Source organism: Pseudomonas fluorescens, assembly GCF_001307275.1.
In the GTDB taxonomy this organism is placed as follows: Bacteria; Pseudomonadota; Gammaproteobacteria; order Pseudomonadales; family Pseudomonadaceae; genus Aquipseudomonas; species Aquipseudomonas fluorescens_AA.
The window spans coordinates 4292819-4319131 of sequence record NZ_CP012831.1; the positions used below are offsets into that span (position 1 = coordinate 4292819).

General features: G+C 62.7%; 25 protein-coding genes and 1 riboswitch. Of the genes, 18 read left to right on the forward strand and 7 right to left on the reverse strand.

The window, feature by feature from the left end; translation table 11 throughout:
- The first annotated feature begins 146 nt into the window (after positions 1-146).
- The 3 genes from hda (at position 147) to AO356_RS19145 (ending at position 2392) form a co-directional block, all read left to right on the forward strand.
- Complete coding sequence (hda, locus tag AO356_RS19135; protein WP_003178999.1) at positions 147-851, forward strand: DnaA regulatory inactivator Hda; 705 nt, start codon at positions 147-149, stop codon at positions 849-851.
- A gap of 212 nt (positions 852-1063) precedes the next feature.
- A complete protein-coding gene (locus tag AO356_RS19140; protein WP_060741069.1) occupies positions 1064-1690 on the forward strand; it encodes a C40 family peptidase in 627 nt (208 codons plus the stop codon).
- Between the two features lie 165 nt (positions 1691-1855).
- Complete coding sequence (locus tag AO356_RS19145) at positions 1856-2392, forward strand: C40 family peptidase (protein ID WP_060741070.1); 537 nt, start codon at positions 1856-1858, stop codon at positions 2390-2392.
- 66 nt (positions 2393-2458) lie between these two features.
- Here AO356_RS19145 and AO356_RS19150 read toward each other — a convergent pair whose 3' ends face one another.
- Together AO356_RS19150 and AO356_RS19155 are read right to left on the reverse strand one after the other, a co-directional pair.
- Positions 2459-3769 (reverse strand): PQQ-dependent sugar dehydrogenase, encoded by a 1311-nt coding sequence (locus AO356_RS19150; protein ID WP_060741071.1) that lies wholly within the window; start codon positions 3767-3769, stop codon positions 2459-2461.
- 177 nt (positions 3770-3946) lie between these two features.
- The gene (locus AO356_RS19155; RefSeq protein WP_060741072.1) at positions 3947-4531 is read right to left on the reverse strand and encodes a hypothetical protein; all 585 of its coding nucleotides are present in this window, start codon (positions 4529-4531) and stop codon (positions 3947-3949) included.
- 154 nt (positions 4532-4685) lie between these two features.
- Positions 4686-4897: riboswitch (cobalamin riboswitch) on the forward strand.
- An 80-nt stretch (positions 4898-4977) separates the two neighbouring features.
- Between AO356_RS19155 and cobO the strand changes: the two genes are divergently transcribed.
- The 13 genes from cobO to AO356_RS19220 all read left to right on the forward strand — a co-directional run bounded on the left by cobO (position 4978) and on the right by AO356_RS19220 (position 16468).
- Complete coding sequence (gene cobO / locus AO356_RS19160) at positions 4978-5589, forward strand: cob(I)yrinic acid a,c-diamide adenosyltransferase (RefSeq protein WP_060741073.1); 612 nt, start codon at positions 4978-4980, stop codon at positions 5587-5589.
- Positions 5586-6980 carry a cobyrinate a,c-diamide synthase gene (locus tag AO356_RS19165; RefSeq protein ID WP_060741074.1) on the forward strand — a complete coding sequence of 465 codons (1395 nt, stop codon included), beginning with the start codon at positions 5586-5588 and terminating at the stop codon, positions 6978-6980. The genes cobO and AO356_RS19165 overlap by 4 nt, the downstream gene beginning before the upstream one ends.
- On the forward strand, positions 6977-7627 hold the full coding sequence (gene bluB, locus AO356_RS19170) for a 5,6-dimethylbenzimidazole synthase (protein WP_060741075.1): 651 nt from the start codon (positions 6977-6979) through the stop codon (positions 7625-7627). Before AO356_RS19165 ends, bluB begins: the two co-directional genes overlap by 4 nt.
- Positions 7624-8532: an adenosylcobinamide-phosphate synthase CbiB gene (gene cbiB / locus AO356_RS19175; protein WP_060741076.1), complete on the forward strand. Its 909-nt coding sequence runs from the start codon at positions 7624-7626 to the stop codon at positions 8530-8532. The genes bluB and cbiB overlap by 4 nt, the downstream gene beginning before the upstream one ends.
- Positions 8525-9517 (forward strand): threonine-phosphate decarboxylase CobD, encoded by a 993-nt coding sequence (cobD, locus tag AO356_RS19180; RefSeq protein WP_060741077.1) that lies wholly within the window; start codon positions 8525-8527, stop codon positions 9515-9517. Before cbiB ends, cobD begins: the two co-directional genes overlap by 8 nt.
- The gene (locus AO356_RS19185; RefSeq protein ID WP_060741078.1) at positions 9514-10965 is read left to right on the forward strand and encodes a cobyric acid synthase; all 1452 of its coding nucleotides are present in this window, start codon (positions 9514-9516) and stop codon (positions 10963-10965) included. Before cobD ends, AO356_RS19185 begins: the two co-directional genes overlap by 4 nt.
- Before the next feature lie 151 nt (positions 10966-11116).
- Entirely contained in the window at positions 11117-11638 is a 522-nt protein-coding gene (gene cobU / locus AO356_RS19190; RefSeq protein ID WP_060741079.1) for a bifunctional adenosylcobinamide kinase/adenosylcobinamide-phosphate guanylyltransferase, read from the forward strand.
- Entirely contained in the window at positions 11635-12690 is a 1056-nt protein-coding gene (gene cobT, locus AO356_RS19195) for a nicotinate-nucleotide--dimethylbenzimidazole phosphoribosyltransferase (protein WP_060741080.1), read from the forward strand. Before cobU ends, cobT begins: the two co-directional genes overlap by 4 nt.
- The gene (gene cobC / locus AO356_RS19200; RefSeq protein ID WP_060741081.1) at positions 12687-13262 is read left to right on the forward strand and encodes an alpha-ribazole phosphatase family protein; all 576 of its coding nucleotides are present in this window, start codon (positions 12687-12689) and stop codon (positions 13260-13262) included. Before cobT ends, cobC begins: the two co-directional genes overlap by 4 nt.
- Before the next feature lie 2 nt (positions 13263-13264).
- Positions 13265-13996: an adenosylcobinamide-GDP ribazoletransferase gene (locus AO356_RS19205; RefSeq protein WP_060741082.1), complete on the forward strand. Its 732-nt coding sequence runs from the start codon at positions 13265-13267 to the stop codon at positions 13994-13996.
- Positions 13997-14068: 72 nt separating this feature from the next.
- Positions 14069-14473, forward strand: coding sequence for a MarR family winged helix-turn-helix transcriptional regulator (locus AO356_RS19210; protein WP_003204618.1), 405 nt, complete (start codon positions 14069-14071; stop codon positions 14471-14473).
- A gap of 52 nt (positions 14474-14525) precedes the next feature.
- Positions 14526-15734 carry an MFS transporter gene (locus tag AO356_RS19215; protein ID WP_060741083.1) on the forward strand — a complete coding sequence of 403 codons (1209 nt, stop codon included), beginning with the start codon at positions 14526-14528 and terminating at the stop codon, positions 15732-15734.
- Between the two features lie 182 nt (positions 15735-15916).
- Positions 15917-16468, forward strand: coding sequence for a glutathione peroxidase (locus AO356_RS19220; RefSeq protein WP_060741084.1), 552 nt, complete (start codon positions 15917-15919; stop codon positions 16466-16468).
- 89 nt (positions 16469-16557) lie between these two features.
- Here AO356_RS19220 and AO356_RS19225 read toward each other — a convergent pair whose 3' ends face one another.
- The 3 genes from AO356_RS19225 to AO356_RS19235 all read right to left on the reverse strand — a co-directional run bounded on the left by AO356_RS19225 (position 16558) and on the right by AO356_RS19235 (position 18970).
- Complete coding sequence (locus tag AO356_RS19225) at positions 16558-17841, reverse strand: OmpP1/FadL family transporter (RefSeq protein WP_060741085.1); 1284 nt, start codon at positions 17839-17841, stop codon at positions 16558-16560.
- A 145-nt stretch (positions 17842-17986) separates the two neighbouring features.
- Complete coding sequence (locus tag AO356_RS19230) at positions 17987-18469, reverse strand: hypothetical protein (protein ID WP_060741086.1); 483 nt, start codon at positions 18467-18469, stop codon at positions 17987-17989.
- Between the two features lie 276 nt (positions 18470-18745).
- Complete coding sequence (locus tag AO356_RS19235) at positions 18746-18970, reverse strand: hypothetical protein (protein WP_003204606.1); 225 nt, start codon at positions 18968-18970, stop codon at positions 18746-18748.
- Between the two features lie 951 nt (positions 18971-19921).
- On the opposite strand from AO356_RS19235, the gene AO356_RS19240 reads away from it, so the two are divergent.
- Together AO356_RS19240 and rmuC are read left to right on the forward strand one after the other, a co-directional pair.
- Positions 19922-20245 (forward strand): sel1 repeat family protein, encoded by a 324-nt coding sequence (locus AO356_RS19240; RefSeq protein ID WP_060741087.1) that lies wholly within the window; start codon positions 19922-19924, stop codon positions 20243-20245.
- 188 nt (positions 20246-20433) lie between these two features.
- Positions 20434-21822 (forward strand): DNA recombination protein RmuC, encoded by a 1389-nt coding sequence (gene rmuC, locus AO356_RS19245; RefSeq protein ID WP_162491259.1) that lies wholly within the window; start codon positions 20434-20436, stop codon positions 21820-21822.
- 146 nt (positions 21823-21968) lie between these two features.
- Here rmuC and AO356_RS19250 read toward each other — a convergent pair whose 3' ends face one another.
- Together AO356_RS19250 and AO356_RS19255 are read right to left on the reverse strand one after the other, a co-directional pair.
- Complete coding sequence (locus tag AO356_RS19250) at positions 21969-25439, reverse strand: PAS domain-containing hybrid sensor histidine kinase/response regulator (RefSeq protein WP_060741089.1); 3471 nt, start codon at positions 25437-25439, stop codon at positions 21969-21971.
- Between the two features lie 237 nt (positions 25440-25676).
- Positions 25677-26216 (reverse strand): TetR/AcrR family transcriptional regulator, encoded by a 540-nt coding sequence (locus AO356_RS19255; protein ID WP_060741090.1) that lies wholly within the window; start codon positions 26214-26216, stop codon positions 25677-25679.
- Positions 26217-26313 lie beyond the last annotated feature (97 nt).

Consider the following 26313-nt stretch of genomic DNA (forward strand, 5'->3'; position numbering starts at 1 on the left):
GGGAAACTGATGCTCCGCGCCCTTGCTGCTGCAAACCTTTGATTTTGCTCGTGGTCCGGCGCATTGTGCGGTCCGCGCCACGGGTATAAACTTTGCGCACTTTACACAGAGGCCACTAACGGTTCCTTGGGAACTGTTCAGTCAGCATGAAACCGATTCAGCTGCCCCTAGGTGTGCGTCTGCGTGATGACGCTACCTTTATCAACTACTACCCAGGCGCCAATGCCGCTGCACTCGGCTATGTCGAGCGGCTCTGCGAAGCCGACGCCGGCTGGACCGAAAGCCTGATCTATCTGTGGGGCAAGGACGGGGTAGGGCGCACGCACCTGTTGCAGGCGGCTTGCCTGCGGTTCGAGCAGTTGGGCGAGCCGGCCGTGTATCTGCCGCTGGCTGAATTGCTGGATCGCGGCGTTGAAATCCTCGACAACCTTGAACAGTACGAACTGGTCTGCCTGGACGACCTCCAGGCCGTGGCCGGCAAGGCTGACTGGGAAGAAGCGCTGTTTCACCTGTTCAATCGGTTGCGCGACAGCGGTCGGCGCTTGTTGATCGCCGCCTCGACGTCGCCTCGGGAGCTGCCGGTGAAACTGGCGGATCTCAAATCCCGTCTCACCCTGGCGCTGATTTTCCAGATGCGCCCGTTGTCCGACGAAGACAAACTCCGTGCCTTGCAGCTACGCGCTTCCCGACGTGGCCTGCACCTGACCGATGAAGTCGGGCATTTCATCCTCACCCGTGGCACCCGCAGCATGAGCGCATTGTTCGAGCTACTCGAGCGCCTCGACCAAGCCTCGCTCCAGGCCCAGCGCAAGCTGACTATTCCTTTTTTGAAAGAAACTTTGGGCTGGTAGAACCGTTGTGAGTAGTGGCTCATGGCCTGTTCTGGACGCGGCGAAACCCGCGGTCCTGCTGGGTTGCAGGCTGCGTGACGTTCAAAATGGGCTTAAGCGCTTAGATGTAAACGTAAAACCGAGAAGTCACATTTGCATCGATTGAATTTGCAAATGAGGTTGATAGAAGGCATAGTCTCGCCATCTTTACTACTTCAGCCACGGTCGTGCCCATGCTAAATCGCTTCGCACCCCTCGTGCCTCTCGCACTCGTTACCCTGTTGTTCGGTTGCGCTGCCCACTCTCCAGTGTCCCAGCAAGCGCCACAACCACAGGTCCGGAATTCCGTTACCGCCCAGTCTTCCTCCGTTGCGTTCCAGGAAGAAATGGCCTCCGACAAAGAACTCGCAGCCTTCGCCGGCAGCAAGCCTTACCAGCTTCCAGTACTGGCTGACAGTATCCTGGAGCGTGGCATGTCGCTGATCGGTACCCGCTACCGTTTTGGCGGTACTTCTGAAGCCGGCTTCGATTGCAGCGGTTTCATCGGTTATCTGTTCCGCGAAGAGGCTGGCATGAACCTGCCGCGTTCCACTCGCGAAATGATCAACGTGAACGCCCCACTCGTAGCGCGCAATCAGCTGGAGCCCGGTGACCTGCTGTTCTTCAGCACCAACGGTCGTCGCGGTCGCGTCAGCCATGCCGGTATCTACCTGGGCGACAACCAGTTCATCCATTCCAGCAGCCGCCGCAGCGGTGGCGTGCGGATCGACAGCCTGGGCGACAGCTACTGGAGCAAGACCTTCATCGAAGCCAAGCGCGCCCTCGCCATGGCACCGACTGTGGTCACTGCTCGCAAGTAAGCACACAGTTTGTAAGGCAAACTTAAAGTCTTACTTGAAGTTTGCCACATAGTCGCTAGAATCCTTGATCATTGATTGATGGCAATCCGCCTGCGTACTACGCAGGCGGATTTGTTTTCATGCCCACGGCAGAAAAGCCGCATCCAGATCAGGATTGTTCTGCATATGTCGACGTCGGCCCGCCTCGCGCTCATCTTCCTCGCCGCACTGCTCAGTGCGTGCGCCAGCCGAACCCCGCCGCCAGCACCTGTGGTACGGGCCCCGGTGGTCTTTGCCCCCTCGCAATCCTTTTCCCCTGCCGCCGAAGACGTCCTGTTCCGGGCTCTGGGCCTGGTGGGGACGCCGTACCGCTGGGGCGGCAACACGCCGGATTCGGGCTTCGATTGCAGTGGCTTGATCGGTTATGTGTACCGCGACGCCGCCGGTATTTCCCTGCCGCGCTCCACGCGCGAGATGATCGGCATGCGCGCCCCGGATGTCGGCAAGAACGCCTTGCAGACCGGCGATTTGATTTTCTTCGCCACCAACGGCGGCTCTCAGGTCAGCCATGCCGGGATCTATGTCGGCGAGGGGCGCTTCGTCCACGCACCGGCCACGGGCGGCACGGTCAAGCTCGACAGCCTGTCCAAGGCCTATTGGCAAAAGGCTTACCTGGGCGCCAAGCGTGTGTTGCAGCCGGAGCACCTGGCGCGTAATCCCTGAGGACGCTCTTGTGGCGAGGGAGCAAGCTCCCTCGCCACAGGGGGCCTTCACAAGTCTTGAGTGGTGTTACTGACCCGAGACCCGCCAGATCTTGTTCCCCACATCATCAGCCACCAACAACCCACCCTGTTTATCGATCACCACGCCCACTGGCCGGCCCTGAGCTTTTTCGTCGGCGTTCAGGAAGCCGGTCAGCACATCCACCGGTTGCCCCACGGGTTTGCCGCCGTTGAACGGTACGAAAATCACTTTATAGCCACTGTGGGGCTTACGGTTCCAGGAACCGTGCTGACCAACGAAAGCCCCTTCGGTAAACGGTGCAGGCAGGGTGCTGCCTTCAGCGAAGGTCAGGCCCAGTGAGGCGGTATGGGGGCCGACAGCGTAGTCCGGGGCGATGGCCTTGGCCACCAGGGCCGGGTTCTGTGGTTCGACCCGGACATCGACGTGCTGCCCGTAGTAGCTGTAGGGCCAGCCATAGAACGCGCCGTCCTTGACCGAGGTGATGTAGTCCGGCACCAGGTCGCTGCCGATCTCATCCCGTTCATTCACTGCTGTCCACAGCGCCCCACTGCGGGGTTCCCAGGCCAGGCCGTTGGGGTTGCGCAGGCCTGAGGCGAAGATTCGGTGATTGCCGCTGGTCCGGTCCACTTCCCAGATGGCGGCGCGACCTTCTTCGGCCTCCATGCCATTTTCCGCGACGTTGCTGTTCGAACCGGTGGTGACGTACAGCTTGCTGCCGTCACGGCTGGCGATCACGTTCTTGGTCCAGTGATGGTTGAGGGTGCCGCCCGGCAGGTCGACGACCTTGGTCGGCTGCGCCTTGATCTGTGTGTCACCGTCCTTGTACGGGAAGCGGATCAGTCGGTCGGTGTCGGCCACGTACAGGTCATTGCCCACCAGGGTCATGCCGAACGGCGAATTGAGGTTTTCCAGGAATACCGTACGGGTTTCGGCGATGCCATCGTGATTGGCGTCGCGTAATAGCGTGATGCGGTTGGGGCTGGGCACCCCGGCACCGGCGCGGCCCATGACCTTTTTCATCACCCAGCCACGGATGCCCTTGGAATCGTCCGGTTTGGGTGGGGCGTTGGTTTCGGCCACCAGCACATCGCCATTGGGCAGCACGTAAAGCCAGCGCGGATGATCCAGTCCTTCGGCGAACGCGCCCACTTGCAGGCCCTGGGCCGGGGTTGGCTTGGCGCCTTGCGGCCAGCCGATGGCTTCGGCGATGTTGACGGTGGGGACCAGGGTCTTGTTCGGTTCCGGCAGTTTCGGCGCAGGACCGGTGCCATCGGACACTTGCAGCGTGGAAGACTCGCCACAAGCGACAAGCCCGGCGGCAAGGGCGACGATCAGAAGATGGGGTGGCTTGAGCATGCTGGCTTCCCTATGAATGCATGTGGTTATTCATAGAGAAGCGTAGACGCACGGATGGTTCAAACTGCGCGCAAAACCTTGTGGGAGCGAGCTTGCTCGCGATGGCGGCAGGACAATCAAGATTGATGTTGCCAGGTGCGTCGCTATCGCGAGCAAGCTCGCTCCCACAGTAATGAGTCAGCCATGGGCCTGCTTGAACAGCACGGCAATGCCTGGATGGTATTGGCCGGCCTCGTTGCGCAACTTGCGATAGGCGTAAGGGAAGTACCAGGCCACCGCGCAAGTGTTTTCCTTCTGCAAGTCGTCGATCATGTCCTGCAGTTCTTCGGGCGTGGCGCTCTGCTGGGCCTTTTGCGGCGAGACGAACAGGCAGCCCAGCTTCAGGTCGCTGGCGTAGCTGATGCGCTTGGCATCGCTGGTGGCTTCCGACAGCGGTTGGGTCAGGTTCAGGTTGTTGACCTTGGGCCAGCGTTGGGTGGCCTGGATGAAGGCTCGCTCATCGGTGCTGGCGATGAGCAGGTCGGCGCTGACGTTGCGTTCGCCTTCTTCATTCTGCTTGCGGGTCGGCGCGTTCTGTAGCGTGACCATCTCGGCCATCCAGGCGGCGGCCGACAGCAAGCTGAGATTGGCTCGTTCATCGAACCAGTAGGGCGTGTCGTTATCGCCGCGCACTGCGTTGTAGCGGTCGATACAATCAAACCAACGTTCCAGCACCGGGCGCAGGAATTCCAGTTTTGGATTGCTGATGAGCATGCCTTGCATATTTTGCCCTCTTGTTCTTGTGATATCGGGTCGTAATGTCTCTTTGATATCACTTGCCGCAGCATCACACAAGATTGGCGTCATTTTATTGATCGGTGCCAATGAGCACCCCCGACAGGCGGCTTTAATTGACGCTCCACCCCCAACCCTCTAACCTTCGCCGCTTGTTTCAGGTGCTCTGTGACTTGAGTTCGACAGAGTGAAACAGGGAAGCCGGTGAGTGCACACGAACCCGGCGCTGCCCCCGCAACGGTAAATGAGTCAACGCTGTGCCTAAGCCACTGTGTCGCATGACATGGGAAGGCGCGCAGCCCGGCGCCACGCCGCTCATGAGCCCGGAGACCGGCCTGATTCATCCAACGGCATCACGGTGGGCGATGCCAGGCTTGCTGCCGTCTTTTTTTGTGCCCCGCCCGCCGTTATCCAATCCCAACGGAGAGCTCCCCATGACCGACACCCCTGATCGCGATGAACGCCACCTGGCGCGCATGCAGCGCAAGAAAGCCGTGATCGACGAGCGCATCGCCAACTCGCCGAACGAATGCGGCTTGCTGCTGGTGCTGACCGGCAACGGCAAGGGCAAGAGCAGCTCGGCGTTCGGCATGCTGGCACGGTCCATGGGCCATGGCATGCAATGCGGTGTGGTGCAGTTCATCAAGGGACGCAATAGCACCGGTGAAGAGCTGTTTTTTCGCCGCTTCCCGGAGCAGGTGCGTTTTCATGTCATGGGTGAAGGTTTCACCTGGGAAACCCAGGACCGCCAGCGCGACATCGCCGCCGCCGAAGCCGCCTGGGCCGTATCCCGTCAGTTGCTCAGCGATCCGTCCATCGGCCTGGTGGTGCTCGACGAATTGAATATCGCCCTCAAGCACGGCTACCTCGACCTCGATCAGGTGCTCAGCGATCTGCAGGCGCGTCCGCCGATGCAGCATGTGGTGGTGACCGGTCGCGGCGCCAAGCCGGAGATGATCGAGCTGGCCGACACCGTGACTGAAATGGGCATGATCAAGCACGCGTTCCAGGCGGGTATCAAGGCGCAGAAAGGCGTCGAACTGTGAGTGACCCTTGCCTGACAAGCCGCCACTGTCCGGCGGTGTTGATCGCAGCGCCGGCCTCGGGACAAGGCAAGACCACCGTCACTGCGGCGCTGGCCCGGTTGCATCGCAACCAGGGACGCAAGGTGCGCGTCTTCAAGTGTGGCCCGGACTTCCTCGATCCGATGATCCTGGAGCGGGCCAGCGGCGCGCCGGTCTATCAATTGGACATGTGGATGGTCGGCGAGCAGGAAAGTCGCCGGCTGTTGTGGGAAGCCGCCGCCGAAGCGGACCTGATCCTGATCGAAGGGGTGATGGGACTGTTCGACGGCACCCCGTCCAGCGCCGACCTGGCGCGGCATTTTGGCGTACCGGTGCTGGCGGTGATCGACGGCACGGCCATGGCCCAGACCTTCGGTGCCTTGGCCCTGGGCCTGGCCCGTTATCAACCGGACCTGCCATTCGCCGGGGTCTTGGCCAACCGGGTCGGCACCTTGCGTCACGCGCAATTGCTCGAAGGCAGCCTGACCGAAGGCCTGCGCTGGTACGGCGCGCTGTCCCGGGAAACCGGCATCGAATTGCCCAGCCGTCATCTCGGGTTGGTCCAGGCCAGTGAATTGAACGATCTCGACCTGCGCCTCGACGCGGCGGCCGATGCCTTGGCCAGTAGTTGCGAAGTGGCGCTGCCGCCGGCGGTGGAGTTCGCCGCGCCGCAGGTGATTGCCGTTGAGCCGTGGCTCGCCGGGGTGCGCATCGCCGTGGCCCGTGATGAAGCGTTCGCCTTCACCTATGGCGCAAGCCTTGATCTGCTGCGGGCCATGGGTGCGCAGTTGAGCTTTTTTTCACCAATCCATGACACCGAACTGCCTGAGGCGGACAGTCTTTATCTGCCTGGCGGTTATCCGGAGCTGCACCACCTTGCGCTGGCTCGAAATAAGCCGATGCTGGCCGCGATCCGTGCCCACCACGCCGCCGATAAACCGTTACTCGCCGAATGCGGCGGCATGTTGTATCTGCTCGATTCATTGACCGATGTCGACGGCGTGCGCGCCGAACTGCTGGGTTTGCTGGCCGGCGATGCGCAGATGCAAAAGCGCCTGGCGGCCTTGGCATTGCAGTCGGTGGATTTGCCGGAAGGCAACCTGCGTGGGCACACCTATCATCATTCCCTGACCAGTACCGAGGTTGAACCGATTGCCCGTGGCCATAGCCCCAATGGCGGGCGAGGGGCGGAGGCGGTTTTCCGGCAGGGGCGGATGACGGCTTCCTATGTGCACTTTTATTTTCCGTCCAATCCCAGGGCGATTGCCGGGCTGTTTGCGCCAGATCTTGAGGCCGCCTTCGCGAGCAAGCCCGCTCCCACATTTGATCACCTGAACCCTGTGGGAGCGAGCTTGCTCGCGAAAAGGCCATGACCGACAACGCTTTCTCCCAGGCCGAACGCGATGCGGTCTACCGCGCCATCGCCGAGCGCCGCGACATGCGCCATTTCAGCGGCGGCACGGTAGAGCCGGCCCTGTTGCGCCGTCTGCTGGAAGCCGCGCACCAGGCCCCCAGCGTCGGCCTGATGCAACCGTGGCGATTCATCCGCATCAGCGACCGCGCCTTGCGTGGGCAGATCCGCCAACTGGTGGAACAAGAACGCATTCGCACCGCCGAAGCCCTGGGCGAGCGCAGCGATGAATTCATGAAGCTCAAGGTCGAAGGCATCGACGACTGTGCCGAAGTGCTGGTGGCGGCGTTGATGGAGGATCGCGAGCGGCACATCTTCGGTCGTCGGACCTTGCCGGAAATGGACCTGGCCTCGCTGTCCTGCGCCATCCAGAACCTGTGGCTGGCCTCCCGCGCCGAAGGGCTGGGGATGGGCTGGGTGTCATTGTTCGAACCTCAGGCCCTGGCCAACCTGCTGGGCCTGCCCGCCGGGGCCAAGCCGCTGGCGATCCTTTGCCTGGGCCCGGTCGAAGGGTTTTACCCAGCGCCGATGCTCGCCCTGGAAGGTTGGGCGCAACCGCGTCCGCTCAATGAGCTGCTGTATGAAAACCGTTGGGGAGTGAGCCCATGAGCGTGGCGTTGCTCAGTGCCGCTGCGGTGGCGCTGGATGCGCTGTTGGGCGAGCCTCGGCGCTGGCATCCGTTGGTGGCGTTCGGCGGCTTTGCCGATCGCATCGAACAGCGTTTCAACTCAGGCGGACGTGGCTGGCGCAGCCACGGGGTGACGGCTTGGGTGATCGCCGTGGTGCCGTTGACCTTGCTCGCCACGGCCCTGTCCTGGGCGCCGATGGTGGGCTGGTTGGTGGATATCCTGGCGTTGTACTGTGCCCTCGGCCTGCGCAGCCTCGGCGAGCATGTCGAACCGGTGGCGCGGGCACTGCGCAGCGGTGATCTGGAGCAGGCGCGCCAGCGCGTCGGCTACCTGGTCAGTCGCGAGACGGCTGAACTGGATGAAACCGCCGTGGCCCGCGCCGCCACCGAGTCGGTGCTGGAAAACGGCAGCGACGCGGTGTTCGCCGCGTTGTTCTGGTTCGCCGTGGCCGGCGCGCCCGGGGTGGTGCTGTACCGCCTGAGCAATACCCTCGACGCCATGTGGGGCTATCGCAACGAACGCTTCGAGCGCTTCGGCTGGGCAGCGGCCAAGATCGACGATGTGCTCAACTACATTCCGGCGCGCCTGGTGGCGTTGACCTACGCGCTGCTCGGCCAGACCCGCCTGGCGTTCAAGTGCTGGCGCAGCCAGGGCCCGACCTGGGACAGCCCCAACGCCGGGCCGGTGATGGCCGCCGGGGCCGGAGCGCTCGGTGTCGAGTTGGGCGGGGCGGCGGTTTACCACGGCGAACTGCACCAACGTCCGCCCTTGGGCGAAGGCGTACCGGCGAGTGCCGATTCCATTGATCGCGGCTGGCAATTGGTCCAGCGCGGGGTATGGTTGTGGTTGCTGATTCTCTGCCTGGGAGCTGAGTTCTATGCTTGAGCACGGCGGACGCTTGCGCAACGCGGCCCGGCAATACGGCATTGCCGAGGCCGATTGGCTCGACTTGTCCAGCGGCCTCGCGCCTTGGCCGTTCGACGTTCCGGCGATTCCCACGCGGGCTTGGGCGCGCCTGCCGGAAACCGATGACGGCTTGGAGCAGGCCGCCTGCGATTACTACGGTGCGTTGGATGTGCTGCCGGTGGCCGGTTCGCAGATGGCCATCCAGCTGTTGCCGCGCCTGCGTCGCAGCGGCAAGGTTGGCGTCTTGTCGCCGTGTTACGCCGAGCACGCCGAAGCCTGGCGCCGCAGCGGCTATATCGTGCGCGAAGTGCTGGAAGCGGAAGTGGATTTCTTCCTCGACAGCCTCGATGTGCTGGTGGTGGTCAATCCGAACAACCCCACGGGCCTGAGCCTGGCGCCCGAGCGTTTGCTGGATTGGCATGCCCGCCTGGCCCAGCGCGGTGGCTGGTTGGTGGTGGATGAAGCGTTCATGGACGTCACACCGGCGCTGAGCCTGGCGGCGTACACCCATCTGGTCGGGCTGATCGTCCTGCGTTCGTTCGGCAAGTTCTTTGGCCTGGCCGGGGTTCGCCTGGGCTTTGTATTGGCCGAACGCCGCTTGCTCAAGTTGCTTGCCGAACAAGTCGGGCCGTGGGCGGTCAGCGGGCCGACCCGGGTGCTGGGCCAGGCGTGCCTGCTGGATAGCGATGCCCACGCAGCCCAGCGCCAACGCTGCGAAGCCACCAGCCAACGCCTGGCGCTGTTGCTCGAACGCCACGGCTTCAAGCCGCAGGGCGGCTGCGGATTGTTCCAATGGCTGATCACCGAACACGCCCAGGGGCTTCACGATTTCATGGCCCATCGCGGCATTCTCCTGCGCCTGTTCGTGAACACCAGCAGCCTGCGTTTCGGGCTGCCGGCCGACGACAGCGAATTCCTGCGCCTCGAACAAGCCTTTGAAGCCTACGCCAAGGACACCCCATGACCACAGTGATGGTGCAGGGCACCACCTCCGATGCCGGCAAAAGTACCCTGGTCACGGCCTTGTGCCGCTGGGTCAGGCGCCAGGGCGTGGGCGTGGTGCCGTTCAAGCCGCAGAACATGGCCCTCAACAGCGCCGTGACCGCTGACGGCGGCGAAATCGGTCGGGCTCAGGCGGTGCAGGCCCAGGCCGCCGGTCTCGAACCGCACACCGACATGAACCCGGTGCTGCTCAAGCCCAACAGCGACACTGGCGCCCAGGTGATCATCCATGGTCGTGCCGTCACCACCATGAACGCCGTGGCTTATCACGATTACAAAGCCATCGCGATGCAAGCGGTGCTGGCCTCCCACGCGCGCTTGAGCGCGGCTTATGCGGTGGTGATGGTGGAAGGCGCCGGCTCGCCGGCGGAGATCAACCTGCGCGCCGGTGACATCGCCAACATGGGCTTTGCCGAGGCGGTGGACTGCCCGGTGCTGCTGATCGCCGATATCAATCGCGGCGGGGTGTTCGCCCATCTGGTCGGCACGCTGGAATTGCTTTCCCCCAGCGAGCAGGCGCGGGTAAAGGGCTTCATCATCAACCGTTTTCGTGGCGACATCGCCTTGCTGCAACCGGGCCTGGACTGGCTGGAGGCGCGCACCGGCAAACCGGTGATCGGCGTGTTGCCGTACGTCATGGATCTGCACCTGGAAGCCGAGGATGGCCTCGATCAGCGCCAGATCGACAAGGCCGAACACGTGCTGAAAGTGGTGGTGCCGGTCTTGCCGCGCATCAGCAACCACACCGATTTCGATCCGTTGCGCCTGCACCCACAGGTCGACCTGCAATTCGTCGGCCCCGGCCAGCCCATCCCGCCGGCCGACCTGATCATCCTGCCCGGCTCGAAAAGCGTGCGCAGCGACCTGGCCTACCTGCGAGCCAACGGTTGGGAGACGGCGATCCATCGTCACCTGCGCTACGGCGGCAAATTGCTGGGCATCTGCGGCGGTTTGCAGATGCTTGGCCAGCAGGTTCACGACCCCTTGGGGCTGGAAGGCGCGGCGGGCTCCAGTGCCGGTCTGGGCCTGCTGGATTTCGAAACGACCCTGGAACATGAGAAGCAACTGCGCAATGTGCGTGGGCGACTGGCCTTGGAAGCGGCCGAGGTCAGCGGCTATGAGATCCACGCGGGCGTGACCACCGGCCCGGCCTTGGAAAATGCTGCGGTGCACCTGGAAGACGGCCGTTGCGACGGCGCCCAGAGCCTCGACGCACAGGTGTTCGGCACCTACCTGCACGGGCTGTTCGAGTCGCCCCAGGCCAGCAGCGCGTTGTTGCGTTGGGCGGGGTTGGCGGATGTGCAAACGGTGGATTACCACGGCTTGCGCGAGCGGGACATCGAGCGGTTGGCGGATCTGGTGGAGCGGCATCTGGATACTGGATTGTTGCGTGAGCTTTGTGGGATTTAGGGTCGCTGGGGTGGCCTCATCGCGAGCAAGCTCGCTCCCACATTGGATCGCTGATGAGCACAGAATTTATGTACACCCCAGATCAACTGTGGGAGCGAGCTTGCTCGCGATGGCGCCAGTCGCCACACCGCCAAATAAAGGTTAATGACCCATGCTGCAACTGATCCTCGGCGGCGCCCGCTCCGGTAAGAGTCGCCTGGCTGAAAAACTCGCGGCGGACACCCGTTTGCCAGTGACCTACATCGCCACCAGCCAACCCCTGGACGGTGAGATGAACCAGCGCATCGCCCAGCATCGCGCCCGGCGGCCAGCCGAATGGGCGCTGGTGGAGGAGCCCCTGGCCCTGGCCCGGGTGCTGCGGGAAAACGCCGCCCCCGGACAATGCCTGCTGGTGGATTGCCTGACCCTGTGGCTGACCAACCTGTTGATGCTCGAGGCTCCCGAGCAATTGAACGCCGAGCGCGAAGCACTGCTGGACAGCCTGGCCGCGCTGCCCGGGGAGATCATTTTTGTCAGCAACGAGACCGGCATGGGCGTCGTGCCGCTGGGCGAGCTGACCCGCCGTTACGTCGATGAAGCCGGTTGGCTGCATCAAGCCTTGGCCGAACGTTGTCAGCGCGTCGTGCTGACCGTCGCTGGCCTGCCCCTGACTCTCAAAGGTACTGCGTTATGAATCATCGCTGGTGGCTGGAACCGTGCAAGCCCGTCGATACCCAAGTGCTGGAACTGGCCGCGGCCCGTCAGCAACAACTGACCAAGCCGGCCGGTTCCCTGGGGCGGCTGGAATCGGTGGCGGTGCAACTGGCGGGTCTGCAAGGGCAGCTCAAACCGAGCCTGGAGCGGTTGTGGATTGCGATTTTTGCCGGCGACCATGGCGTGGTCGCAGAAGGCGTATCGGCCTATCCCCAAGAGGTCACCGGGCAAATGCTGCTCAACTTCGTCAGCGGCGGCGCGGCCATCAGCGTCCTGGCGCGGCAACTGGGCGCGTCCCTGGAAGTGGTCGACCTGGGCACCGTCACGCCTGCGCTGGACCTGCCCGGTGTGCGACACCTGAACCTCGGGCCGGGCACGGCGAATTTCGCCCAGGGCACGGCAATGACGGTGAAACAGGGCGAGCAAGCCTTGCACGCCGGGCGCGACAGTGTGCTGCGTGCCGTCGCGGCCGGCACGCAATTGTTCATCGGCGGCGAGATGGGCATCGGCAACACCACCGCCGCCAGCGCCCTGGCCTGCGCCTTGCTCGACTGCCCGGTGGCGCATCTGGTCGGGCCGGGCACGGGGTTGGACGCCGCGGGTGTCAGCCGCAAGGCCCAGGTGATCGAACGGGCGCTGGCGTTGCACGCTGCCCAGGGTAACGACCCGTTGCAGACCCTGTTCAACCTCGGCGGTTTTGAAATCGCCGCGTTGGTCGGCGCATACCTGGCCTGTGCCCAGCAGGGCGTCGCCGTGCTGGTGGACGGATTCATCTGTAGCGTCGCGGCCCTGGTGGCGGTGCGCCTCAATCCGGCGTGCCGGCCGTGGTTGCTGTTCGGCCATCGCGGCGCCGAACCGGGCCATCTCCACGTGCTGGAAACCCTCGGTGCCGAACCGCTGCTGGATCTCGGCCTGCGCCTGGGCGAGGGCAGTGGCGCGGCGTTGGCGGTGCCGCTGTTGCGCCTGGCGTGTGACCTGCACGGGCAGATGGCGACGTTTGCCGAAGCGGCCGTGGCGGACCGCCCGGCATGACCTTGCGCCTGGATCTGCTGCGTCACGGCGAAACCGAATTGGGCGGCGGCTTGCGCGGCAGCCTCGACGATGCCTTGACGGCCAGGGGCTGGGAGCAGATGCACACCGCCGTCGCTCAAGGCGGACCCTGGGATCGCCTGGTCAGCTCACCCTTGCAGCGCTGCGCCCGTTTCGCCGAGCAACTCGGCGCCCGGCTCAACGTGCCGGTGCACTTGGACAAAGACCTGCAAGAGCTGCATTTTGGCGCCTGGGAAGGTCGCAGCGCAGCGGCGTTGATGGACACTGACGCCGAGGCACTGGGCCAGTTCTGGGCCGATCCCTATGCCTTCACGCCCCCCGAAGGCGAGCCGGTGCAGGCGTTTGCCAACCGCGTCCTGGCGGCGGTCGAGCGTCTGCACGCGGCCTATGCCGGTCAGCGGGTCTTGCTGGTCAGCCATGGCGGCGTGATGCGCCTGCTGCTGGCCCAAGCCCGCGGCCTGCCTCGCGAGCAACTGCTCAATGTCGAAGTCGGTCATGGCGCGCTGTTTTCCCTGACAGTGTCGGCAGGTTCAGTGCTCGAAGAGGCGAATTGACGATGTTGCCCTTCTGGATCGCCCTGCAATTTCTCAGCAGCCTGCCGGTTCGCCTGCCCGGCATGCCCGAGCCCGAACAGTTGGGCCGTTCGCTGTTGTTCTATCCGCTGGTGGGGCTGGTGTTCGGCGGGCTGTTATGGACGTTGGATGGGTTATTGCTCGGCACGCCGTTGCTGCTGCATGCCGCGCTGGTGCTGATGGCGTGGGTGCTGCTCAGTGGCGGGTTGCACCTGGATGGCCTGGCCGACAGCGCCGATGCGTGGCTCGGCGGTTTCGGCGATCGCGAACGGACGTTGCTGATCATGAAGGATCCGCGCAGCGGGCCGATTGCCGTCGTGACGTTGGTGGTGGTGTTGCTGCTCAAATGGACAGCGCTGGTGGCGTTGATCGAACAGGAGCAGGCCTTGGCGTTGCTCATCGTGCCGATGCTGGGGCGGGGCGCATTGCTGGGGTTGTTCCTGACGACGCCGTATGTGCGTGCCGGTGGATTGGGGCAGGCGCTCGCCGATCACCTGCCGCGCCGCTCGGGCTGGCAGGTGTTGTCGGCCTGTGCGCTGGGTTGCCTGCTGCTGTTGGGCTGGGCCGGGCTGTGGACGTTGGTGGTGGCCACGCTGGTCTTCATCGGATTGCGACGGATGATGCTGCGCAGGCTGCAAGGCTGCACCGGGGATACGGCGGGCGCCTTGCTGGAACTGCTGGAAACCGCCGTTCTGGTCGCGCTGGCGTTGCGTTGAAGCCGGATCTTGTCGACGGCGCAGTGTTCATTTAAGTTTGCATTCACTTAGTCGCGGGTATATACACGCATCATGCTTCCTTCCCAATGTCTGTGCATCAATCTGCGTCGTGCCGCACGTGGCGTCAGCAGGTATTACGACGGCGCCCTCGACGGCTTCGGGATCAACGTTGCCCAGTATTCTTTGCTGAGCAACCTGGCGCGCCTGGACCAACCGAGTATTTCCTCCCTGGCCGAGGCCATGGGCCTGGACCGCAGCACCCTGGGACGCAACCTGCGGGTGCTGGAAGGCGAGGGGTTGGTGGCGCTGGCCGAGGGCGACGATCTGCGTAACCGTATCGTCGTGCTCACTGAAACGGGGCAGGCCCGGCTGGCGGCAGCGCTGCCGGCCTGGGAAGCGGCGCAACAGAAACTGATCGATAAGCTGGGCGCGGAAAAACGTGCGACCTTGCTGGCCTTGCTGGATGAACTGGCGTGAAGCAGGTTCGTTCGATGATAAGTGGGTATATACCCGCGACTGGAGAACAAAAATGACATCGATGTGGCGTACCTGTGGTTGGGTCCTGGTGGGCAGCGCGCTGATCCTGGCGTTGTCCCTGGGCGTGCGGCATGGCTTCGGCCTGTTCCTCGCGCCCATGAGTGCCGAGTTCGGCTGGGGCCGTGAGGTATTCGCCTTCGCCATTGCCTTGCAGAACTTGATCTGGGGCCTGGCGCAGCCTTTCACCGGCGCGCTGGCCGACCGCTTCGGTGCGGCGAAAGTGGTGCTGATCGGTGGCGTGCTCTACGCACTCGGCCTGGTGTTCATGGGCATGGCCGACTCGCCATGGTCCTTGTCGTTGAGCGCGGGTCTTTTGATTGGTATCGGTCTGTCGGGCACATCGTTCTCGGTGATCCTCGGCGTGGTCGGACGGGCCGTGCCACCGGAAAAACGCAGCATGGGCATGGGCATCGCCAGTGCCGCCGGTTCCTTCGGCCAGTTCGCCATGTTGCCCGGTACGCTGGGGCTGATCGGTTGGCTCGGTTGGTCGGCGGCGTTGTTGGCACTGGGGCTGCTGGTGGCGTTGATCGTGCCGCTGGTGAGCATGCTCAAGGACGCACCGTTGCCGGTGGCTGGCCACGAGCAGACCCTGGCCGAAGCCTTGCGCGAGGCGTGCAGCCATTCCGGGTTCTGGCTGCTGGCGGTCGGCTTTTTTGTCTGCGGTTTCCAGGTGGTGTTCATTGGCGTGCATTTGCCGGCGTACCTGGTGGACCAACACCTGCCCGCCAGCGTCGGCACCACCGTGCTGGCTCTGGTCGGGTTGTTCAATATCTTCGGCACCTACACCGCTGGCTGGCTGGGCGGACGCATGTCCAAGCCACGCCTGTTGACCGGGTTGTATCTGTTGCGGGCCGTGGTGATTGGCTTGTTCCTGTGGCTGCCGGTGACGACCACCACGGCGTACCTGTTTGGCATGGCAATGGGCTTGCTGTGGCTGTCGACCGTGCCGTTGACCAACGGCACGGTAGCGACCCTGTTTGGTGTACGAAATCTATCGATGTTGGGTGGGATCGTGTTCCTGTTCCACCAGTTGGGCTCGTTCCTCGGTGGTTGGTTGGGCGGGGTGGTGTATGACCGCACCGGCAGCTACGACTTGATCTGGCAGGTATCGATCCTGCTCAGCCTGCTGGCGGCGGCGTTGAACTGGCCGGTGCGTGAACGGCCGGTGGCGCGCCTGCAAGTCCAGGTCGGTGCGGCATGAGTCGCATCGGCCCGTGGTTGATCGCTGCCGGCGCCGGCCTGTTGCTGGCGCTCGCCTGGTGGGGCTGGCACCAGGGAGGGTTGGCCTTGATGCAACTGGGCATGGGGACGTGTTGAACAATGGACGGCAGCGGGCATGGCGGAGTAACGTCGTGGTCTGACATGCTTTAAGGAAATACCGACATGTTGATGCGCTGGTTTGCTGTTCCCGCCCTGTTGCTGGCTGTGACCGGGCAAGTCTGGGCTGCCGATTGCCCGCCGTTGCTGGAGGGTTCGTTGCCCAAGCTGCGGGCCAAGGAAACCATTGATTTGTGCCAGCGCTTTGCCGGCAAGCCTCTGGTGGTGGTGAACACCGCCAGCTTCTGTGGGTTCGCCCCGCAGTTCAAGGGCCTCGAAGCGCTCAACCAGCGCTACAAGGGCCAAGGGTTGCAAGTGTTGGGCGTACCGTCCAATGACTTCAAGCAGGAGTCCAAGGACGGGGCTGAAACCGCCAAGGTCTGTTACGTCAATTACGGTGTGACCTTCACCATGACCGAACCGCAGCCGGTGCGGGGTGCGGATGCGATACCGCTGTTCAAGCACTTGGCCGAACAGTCCGGTGCGCCGAAATGGAATTTCTACAAGTATGTGGTGGACCGCCAGGGCAAGGTCGTTGGCAGTTTTTCCAGCCGGATCAAGCCTGACGATCCCGATTTCATCAAGGCAGTAGAGGCGGCCATCGCCTCCAAACCCTGACGCTTGCCACGAAAAAGCCCCGCCTCTTTGTAGAGTGCGGGGCTTTTTTTCGCTTCAGCTGGCGAGGGGGTCAGGTTCGCCATGAAACATCAGAAGCGGTAGGTTGCACCGACACCGAAACCGTTGGCGCTGTTTTCGTATTTGGCGTCGTAGGACTGGCCGAGGGCATTGCTGCCGCTGACGTTGACTTTTTCTTCCTTGAGATAGGAATAAGCCACGTCGATGGTCAGGTCGTCGGTCGGACTCCAGCCGGCGCCCAGGCTGAAGATGGTCCGGTCGCCTGTAGGAATACGCGGCGAGCGGTCAGCGTTGTTGGTCGGTGCCTGGTCGAAGGTCAGGCCGGTACGCAGTACCCACTGCTTGTTCAACTGGTAGGAGGTACCGATGGCGTAGGCCCAGGTGTCGTGCCAGTTCTGTTCTTCAGTAATGGAACTGAAGAAGCCAGGCGCGAAAGCACCGCCCGTTGCGGGCGTTACACCGTCGTTGTTCACGGTGATTTCTTTCAGGCGGCTCCAACGCGTCCAGGTGCTGCCCGCGTAGACGGTCCAGGCATCATTGATTTGCTGGGTGACCGAAAAGTCCACCGATTCAGGCGTGGTGATATCCAGCGAAGCATCGTAGCGCGCGCCATTCAGCAGGCTGGGAGGTGTGCCAGCCCCAGGACTGATTTCGGTGTGGCCTTCGAGCTTGTACTTGACCTTGGAGTGATAGGTCAGGCCGACACGGGTGGTGTCGGTCGCCTGGACCAGCAGGCCGATGTTGTAGCCGTAGCCAATGTCGTCGCCCTTGATCTTCACGCTGCCATCATTCGGCGACAGGGGAGAGGTCAGATCCGATTCCAGGGAGCCGGAAATACGGTTGATGGTCGGGCCGAAACCGATCGATACCTTGTCGTTGAAGGCATAGCTGACGGTTGGCTGGAAAGTGACGACCTTCACTTCGCTCTTGCTGCCGAAGTTACGGCCCTGGAAGCCATTTTCGTAGTCGGTGATCAAGCCAAACGGTGCGTAGACACCCAGGCCGAAAGCCCACTGATCATCGATAGGCTTGACGTAGTAGCCCATCGGAACGGCAGTGAGCGGAACCATGTCGCCCTTGTTGGTGCCGGACTGGGTACCGCTGGCATCGTCGATATCGGTGGAAGCATCGATGGCGGCGAAGCCACCGGTGACTTGCTGGCGCTTGAGGCGCGACATGCCGGCAGGGTTGCCAAACACGGTGCTGGCGTCATCGGCAGAGGAAGAACGACCTGCGAAACCAGTGCCCATGCCACTGATGCTTTGTTCGTTCAAGGCAAAGCCACTGGCGAAAAGTTGCGTGGATGCCAAGGTAACGGCAAGGCCAAGGGTGGTTTTGAGCATCATTTTTTTCATTGTTAGAACTCCTGGTGATCACCGGGGCGAAAATTACCAACATTTTCCCTCAAGCGCTATAGCCTGTATGGCTTGATTTAGAGCGGTTTTGTAGGACAATCCGACCAGATTCGCGACCGTTGTAGGAAGTTTCCAAATTTCCCATTCAGCAAGCGACCCGACTCAGCGGCGAAACACAGCGTTGCCAGGCGCAGGTGAAATCTCGCAGGCGCCCTTGGGGATGAAAGGTCTGGCGCCAGATGCGGGCCATGCCCAGCAGGTCGTCGGCGTCGGGAAGCGGGGTATTCTGTTCCTCCACCAGCAGCCAGGCGATGGCGGTGGCGTAGCGCAAATTGACGGTCAATTCCAGGTGCGGGCCGCTGAGAAAGGCATGCTGGCTGGCCAGGCCGCGCACCAGGCTGGCCCGTTCCGGATCGCGTGCCAGGTAATGGTCCCAGAGTGCCTGGTGTCGGGGCTCGGTAATGCGATACAGGCCATGCCCCCGTCGATCATGCAGGGCCGAACCCAGGGCGGACTGGCTGGCGGCAATGCCCAGCAACAAGGATTCCGCGGTTGCGCTGTGACGCTCAAGGTAGAGGAGCGTCGGGCGGATCACATATCGACACAGTTCGCTGGCAGCGATACCCATAAAACCCTCGAAGTGTGAAAGGGGCGGAGCCTGAAGAGTGTGGGCTTGGCAGCGGTGGATCGGTCCAGGCCCCGCCGGAAGCGGATCATGCCGCTTGACTTGAAGTGTAGTGTCATATTCCCGCTGTAAAGGACTGTTTTTAAAACATCTTCAGCGAACGGTTATAACTGTTATATCCCTTGGTGCTTACGCCGTTTCGCTTCATCGAGAAATTTCGGGCAATAAAAAGCCCCGCTTTCTGGGCGGGGCCTTTGGGGTTTCAGCCTTTCTGGCGTCTCAGGCAACCAGTGCCTGGCGAGTACGCTCGATCACGGCCTGCAGCGGTTCGGCGCTGGAGTACTGGTCGGGGTACAGGCGTTCGCTGTGACGGGCGATGCCGTGTTCGTTGACCAGCGTGAAGCTGAAGCAGCCTTTGCGAGCGGCCATGATCAGGCAGTTCATCGGTGCAAAAGCGTTGGTGAGGGTGCGGATAGCATCCTGTGCGTGGATTTGAGTAGACATGTTATGGGTGTTCCTGCAAATGACACGGTTAAGAACCGTGCAACGTTAAAACGTTCCAGTAACGTCGACCACCATTGGTCGAACGAAGAACCCGACTGGAACAAAGCAGCCAGTTTGAGCGCTATATAAGTGCGCGCTTGGGCTGGCAGGTAGGTACTTAGGAGGGCAGGCAACACATCGAGGGCAAAGGTTCTGGGCCCGGGGTGAAGATCCTGATCAATTTTGCAGGTTGGTTCGGTCAGAGTAATGAGCCTGGCAACACCCTTTGCATTCGATCAAAGGCTGTGTTGGCGCAAGATTTACCTGGAAACCATCGAGGGGGCCGGTCTCCTTTTTTCGGTGAGGCGTCCTTGGGAGGATGGCTGACCGTGGAGATGTGTTCGACCCGGAATTGACTTTCAGCTTGGTACTAACGCTGCGGATACTAACGGATCGAACCGGTGAAGGGAAGGGTGCTGGTTAAAAAATATTCAAGTGGGCACTCAATCGCTGTGGGGGCCTGCCGTAGCACAGGAACCGACGCTTGCAAGTGTGCCCACGCCACCGTTGCTGCAATGCACGGCCAGAGGTTATCCCCAGCTTTTACCGCCCGTTGTGCCAAAAAAACGCAGCGTTATAACCCGTTCAGCTGTTACTTGTGCACACTCGCTGCACCACTTGTCACCGAACTGTCATGTCGAAACAATCCGGGGTAGGTGCCTGTATCCAAAATTTAAGTCAATGAAAAACATCGCTTTTTTTTACTGGTGAAAAAATCGTCAGTTTGAGCGCAGGCCCCGTTCCACAGGGCTTTGCGAGAGTTCAGGGGGGGTTGTCCACTGAGTTATCCACAGCTTCTGTGGATTGTCCCAAGCGCTTGCTCTAGCACGGGCGTGCCGGTTTTTTTTCGACTTTACCCGTACGAAAAAAGGAGTAGAGTGGCGCGCCTTCCGATCTGTCCCACAGTGTTTTATGAAGTTTCGCTCAGTATCAAATCCTGTTACCTCCACGCCCTCTGGTGTTACCCCACCCAAACGTATGTCGATGCGGGTAGCTGAGTGGCTGCTCGACAGCCCGCGGCTGGGGGACAGCCCCAGCATCAAGCACCTGGCTGGTCGTTTGCTCAAGCAACCGGCCCGTGAAGGCGTAGTGGCCGCGCAAAGTCGTCTCGGGCAGTTGATGTGCCGAGAATGCGGCAACGCCCGGGATCGACGCATCGGCCACGACCTGCTGCGCCAGGCCGCCCGGGCCGGCGATGATCGTGCCCGCCGGGCCCTTGGTGAAATCGAAGATTGAAAACGAAGACTGCGCTGGGCAACCCCCAGCCGCTTGGTTAACCTTCGGGCTTTATTTGATCGGCAGGAATTGTCATGGCTATGGATTTGACCAGCCTGTTGTTTGGCCTGGCAGGCGCTGCGGTGCCGTTGCTGGCACTGGCCTGGCACCTGCAACGCCAAGCCGCCGCCGCGCAGACCGAACTGGCCCTGCTGGAGGAGCGCTTGGCCACGGCCCACATGGCCCACGATGGCCTCAACGCCCAGCTCGATGCCTGCCGCGATGAAATCAGCGATCTGAGCCAGGCCAACGCCGCCAAGCAGGCCGAGCTTGCCGCGGCCTGCCGTGAGGTCGAATTGCTGCAGATCGAGCGCGACAATGCCCGGGATGCGGCTCACGCCTGGAACCTCGAGCGTGCCAACAAGGAAGCCGAGCTGCGCCGGCTCGATGCCCAGGCGGCGTCGTTGCAGGCCGAACTGCGTGAGCAGCAGGAAAGCCATCAGCAACGGCTGGATGACCTGCAAGGCTCGCGAGACGAGCTGCGGGCGCAGTTCGCCGAGCTTGCCGGGAAGATCTTCGACGAACGTGAACAACGTTTCGCCGAAACCAGCCAGCAACGCCTGGGCCAGTTGCTCGATCCGCTGAAGGAGCGCATCCAGTCCTTCGAAAAACGCGTTGAAGAAAGTTATCAGGCCGAGGCCCGGGAACGCTTCTCCCTGGGCAAGGAACTGGAGCGCCTGCAACAACTGAACCTGCGCCTGAGCGACGAAGCCACCAACCTCACCCGGGCGCTCAAGGGCCAGAAGACCCAGGGTAACTGGGGCGAACTGATCCTGGAGCGGGTGCTTGAACATGCCGGCCTGGAGAAGGGCCGCGAGTATCAGACCCAGGTCAGCCTCAAGGGCCCGGACGGCGAGCGTTTCCAGCCGGACGTGTTGATTTATCTGCCGGGCGACAAGCAAGTGGTGGTCGATTCCAAGGTCAGCCTCACGGCCTATCAGCAGTACGTGGCCGCTGAAGATGACGCCATCGGCCAACTCGCCCTCAAGCAACATGTAGTGTCGTTGCGTGCCCACGTCAAAGGCTTGGCCGGCAAGGACTACAAGCGCCTGGACGGTTTGCACAGCCTGGATTTCGTGTTGCTGTTCGTGCCAATCGAAGCGGCGTTTTCCGCCGCCCTGCAAGCCGAGCCGAACCTGTTCCAGGAAGCCTTCGACCGCAACATCGTGATCGTCAGCCCGACCACGCTGCTGGCGACGCTGCGGGTGATCGACAGCTTGTGGAAGCAGGAACGCCAGAGCCAGAACGCCCGGGAAATCGCCGAGCGGGCCGGGTGGCTGTATGACAAGTTCGTCCTGTTCATCCAGGACCTGGACGAGATCGGCAGTCGCTTGCAGCAGTTGGACAAAGCCTACAGTGCCGCGCGCAACAAACTGACAGAAGGGCGCGGCAACCTGATCAGCCGTAGCGAACAGCTCAAGTTGCTCGGCGCCCGGGCGAGCAAGAGCCTGCCTGCCGATTTGCTCGAGCGGGCGATGACGGATGCGGATGGGCTGCCTGAGTTGCCGGAAGAAGCCAGCGAGAAAACCCAGGGCTGAAGCACAACCCCAAGGATGAAGCAGAAACTTGTGGCGAGGTTATCTTGTGGGAGCAAGGCTTGCTCGCGATGGCATCCTTGAGACCGCCATCGCGGGCAAGCCTTGCTCCCACAAGATGACCTTGCACAGGGCACCATTTGCCCGAATTACAACGGCAAATGCCGACTCAATAACGCCCGCAACGCCGCCGGCTTCACCGGCTTGGCCAGGTAATCCAGGCCCGCCGCATGCACCAGGGCCACCGTCTCGGGGCGGCCATCGGCACTGATCACCACCCCTGGCACCGGTTCCCCCATGCGCGTGCGCAACCAGGCCATCAGTTCGGTGCCGGTCTCGCCGTCGTCCAGATGAAAATCCACCAGCGCCAGTTGCGGTCGGCCGCCCTGGGCCAGCCAACGCTCGCATTCCTCGCGGTTGCGCGCCGTCCACACCTGGCAACCCCAGCGCGTCAGTAGGCTGTTCATGCCGATCAGGATGCTGTCTTCGTTATCGACGCACAGCACCTGTGCGCCGCTTGGCAGATGACCGTTGGGTTCGGCCACGGGCCCCGGTACGACGGCCTGTGTTTGGGCCAAGGGCACGCTGACGCTGAACACGCTGCCGCGCCCCGGCCAGGAGCGTACGCGCAAGGTATGGCCCAGCACGCGGCAAAGACCGTCGGCGATGGCCAGGCCCAGGCCCAGGCCTTTTTCGGCGCGGGTCTGGTGGCTGTCCAGGCGCTTGAACTCTTCGAAAATGACTTGCAGCTTGTCCTCGGCGATACCCGGCCCGCGGTCCCAGACTTCCAGGCACAACTCGCCGTTGCGTCGGCGTACGCCCAGCAGCACCGGGCCCTTGGCGTAGCGGAAAGCGTTGGTCAGGAAGTTCTGCAAAATACGCCGCAGTAGCTTGATGTCGCTGTCCACCCGCAACTTCGAGCCGCGAACCCGGAACTTCAAGCCTTGTTCCTGGGCCAGCGCCGTGAACTCTGCGCCGAGGGTATCGAGCAGGTCGTTGAGGGTGAAGGGTTTGCGGTCGGGGTTGATCTTGCCGTTCTCCAGGCGGGAGATATCCAGCAAGTCGGTGATCAGGTCTTCAGCCGAGCGCAGCGAACTGTCCAGGTGTTGCACCAGTTGCCGGGCCTCGCTCGGCAAACCGTCGTGCTGGTGGGACAGTGCGGCGGAGAACAGGCGCGCGGCATTGAGCGGTTGCATCAGGTCGTGGCTGACCGCCGCCAGGAACCGGGTCTTGGATTGATAGGCCGCTTCGGCGGTACTCTTGGCTTCGGTCAGGGCCAGGTTCAACTGCGACAGTTCCCGGGTGCGGTCGGCCACCCGTTGCTCCAGCCCTTCGTTGGCTTCGGTCAGCGCCTGTGCGGCCTCACGGAAGGCGGTGATGTCGGTGAAGCTCATGACGAAACCGCCACCGGGCATCGGGTTGCCGATCAGCTCGATGACCCGGCCGTTGGGGAACAGCCGTTCGGAGGTATGGGCTCGGCCCTGGCGCATCCAGTGCAGGCGCCTGGCGACATGGACTTCCGCCTCGCCCGGCCCGCAGAGGCCACGTTCGGCGTTGTAGCGGATGATGTCGGCAATGGGCCGGCCGACACTGATCAAGCCGTCCGGGTACTTGAACAGCTCCAGGTAGCGGCGGTTCCACGCCACCAGCCGGAGGGACTGGTCGACCACGCTGATGCCCTGGCTGATGTTCTCGATGGCGCCTTGCAACAGGGCGCGGTTGAATTGCAGCACTTCCGACGCTTCGTCCGCGATCCGGACCACGTCTTCGAGCTGCATCTCCCGACCTTCGATGGCAGCTTTCACGACCGCACGTGTCGAAGAGGCGCCGAGTACACCGGCCAGCAGGCGTTCGGTGTGGGCGATCCATTCGCCGTCGGCGTTCTGGTTCGGGTTGAAGCCTTTGCCCTGGCGGTAGGCGAAGCGAATGAAGCTTTGCCGCGCCCGCTCTTCGCCGACGAAACGTGCGGCCAGTTGCAAGAGGTCGTCGATGTGCACCGCCAGCATCGAGCGGGGGTTGGGGCGGGCGCTGATTTCCTGGCCGATGAAGCGCCCGGCCTGCCAGTGTTCCGAGACGCGTGTGCGCGACAGCACCGACACCCAGGCGAACAGCGTGAAGTTGCCGGCCAGGGACAGGACCACCCCTTGGGTCAGCGGCGTGATCGGCAGGTTCAAGGGATTGCCGTGCAACCAGGCCAGCCCCGGAAAACTGCTGAGCGACCAGCCCAGGCTGTGGGCGGCAATCGGCAACACCAGGGTGTAGAACCACAGGAAGATCCCCGTGGCGAGGCCGGCGAACACGCCGCGGCGGTTGGCCTGTTTCCAGTACAGCGCGCCGAGCATGGCCGGGGCCAGTTGGGTCACGGCGGCGAAGGCGATCTGGCCGATGGTCGCCAGGCTCGCCGTCGAGCCCAACAACCGATAGCTGACATAGGCCAGCAACAGGATGACCACGATACTGACTCGGCGCACCGACAGCATCCACTGACGGAACACCTCGAAGGGGCGTTCGGCGTTGTTGCGGCGCAGCAGCCAGGGCAACAACATGTCGTTGGAGACCATGGTCGACAGCGCCACGCTGGCCACGATCACCATGCCCGTGGCTGCCGAGGCGCCGCCGATGAACGCCAGTACCGCCAGGGCCGGATGGGCCTGGGCCAGCGGCAGGCTGATGACGAACGAGTCCGGCAGCACGGAACTGGGCAGCATCATTTGCCCGGCAAGGGCGATGGGCACCACGAACAGCGCGGCCAGGGCCAGGTAGGCAGGGAATACCCATTTGGCCAGGCGCAGGTCCTGGGGCTCGATGTTTTCCACCACGGTCACGTGGAACTGCCGCGGCAAGCAGATGATCGCCATCATCGCCACCCCGGTCTGCACCACCATGGACGGCCAATTGATGGTTTCTTTCCAGTATTGCTCCAGGCGTGGGGCGAGCATCGCCTGGTTGAACAGGTCGTCGAAACCGTCGTACAGGCCGTACGTCACGAACGCTCCGACCGCCAGGAACGCGAACAGCTTGACCAGGGATTCGAAGGCAATCGCCAGCACCATGCCACGGTGGTGTTCGGTGGCGTCCAGGTTGCGGGTACCGAACACGATAGTGAACAGCGCCAGGATCAGCGAGACGATCAGTGCGGTGTCCTGGGCGCGGGTGCCCATGGCGTCGGCGCCGGCACCGATCAGCAGGTTCACCCCGAGCACGATGCCCTTGAGCTGCAAGGCAATGTACGGCAACACGCCCACCAGGCAGATCAGTGCGACCACCACTGCGAGGGATTGGGACTTGCCGTAGCGGGCGGCGATGAAGTCGGCGATAGAGGTGATGTTCTCCTGTTTGCTGATCATCACCATTTTCTGCAGGACCCACGGCGCCAGCACCAGCAGCAGGATTGGCCCGAGGTAGATAGGCAGGAAGGACCAGAGTTGTTCGGCGGCCTGGCCCACGGCGCCGAAGAACGTCCAGCTGGTGCAATACACCGCCAGCGACAGGCTGTAGACCCAGGCCCGCACCCGTGGTGGCAGCGGCGTGCTGCGCCGGTCGCCGTAGAAGGCGATGGCGAACATGATGGCCATATAGGCCAGGGCGACAACGGCGATCAGCCCGCTGGACAACGACATGGAAACTCCCGGACAAAGACACCGGGACTTGAGCCCGGCAGGACAGTCTCGCATGCCCGCTCGGGTTCGTCAGTGTCGACCAAGGTCGAGGCGTGGTGGGGTGTCGCAGGTGGGTAATGAGGTGTCTGGGCGGGCCTCATCGCGAGCAAGCTCGCTCCCACAGGGATTTGTGGTGAACACGCGTTCTATGAGCGTTCTGGACGCCATGTGGGAGCGAGCTTGCTCGCGATGACGGTGTTACTGACCCAACGCAATATCCACCAACCGATACAACTCCCCAGCCTCCAACGGCGCAGTGGCAAAGAGAATGCGGAACACCGTCGGTGCCACCACCACATTGATCAGCCGCTCGACGCCCGGATTGGGTTCATCGGGATAGCGGTCCAGGATGATCTGCAACTGACGGCTGATGATCCCTACGCAATACCCTGGGGTGGCGCAGGCCTGGATGTCGCGCATCATGTTACGACCGGGCTCGGAACTCATTTCGTCCAGGTACTGCTCGGCCCAGGCGCGCAGGTCGCCGCGCAAGCTGCCGGTGTCGGCCGGTTCGCCGTCGGGGCGCATGCGGGCGATGGCGACGTCGGCCAGCAGCGCCGGCAGATCGCCCCAGCGCCGGTAGATAGTGGACGGCGTGACCCCGGCGCGCGCAGCGATTTGCGGCACGGTCAGTGTGGCGCGGTCCTGCTCCTGCAGCAGGGCGCGGACCGCCGAATGAATCGATTCCTGGACCCGGGCGCTTCGGCCGCCGGGGCGTAAACCTTCTTTAATAGCCATGCGTCAGACCTTAACACAAAGAATTTGCTTTAAGCGCACACCGGTAGCACACTCCACAAAAGCAAAAAATTAGCTTTTGCGAATGTTCCTGTGGAGC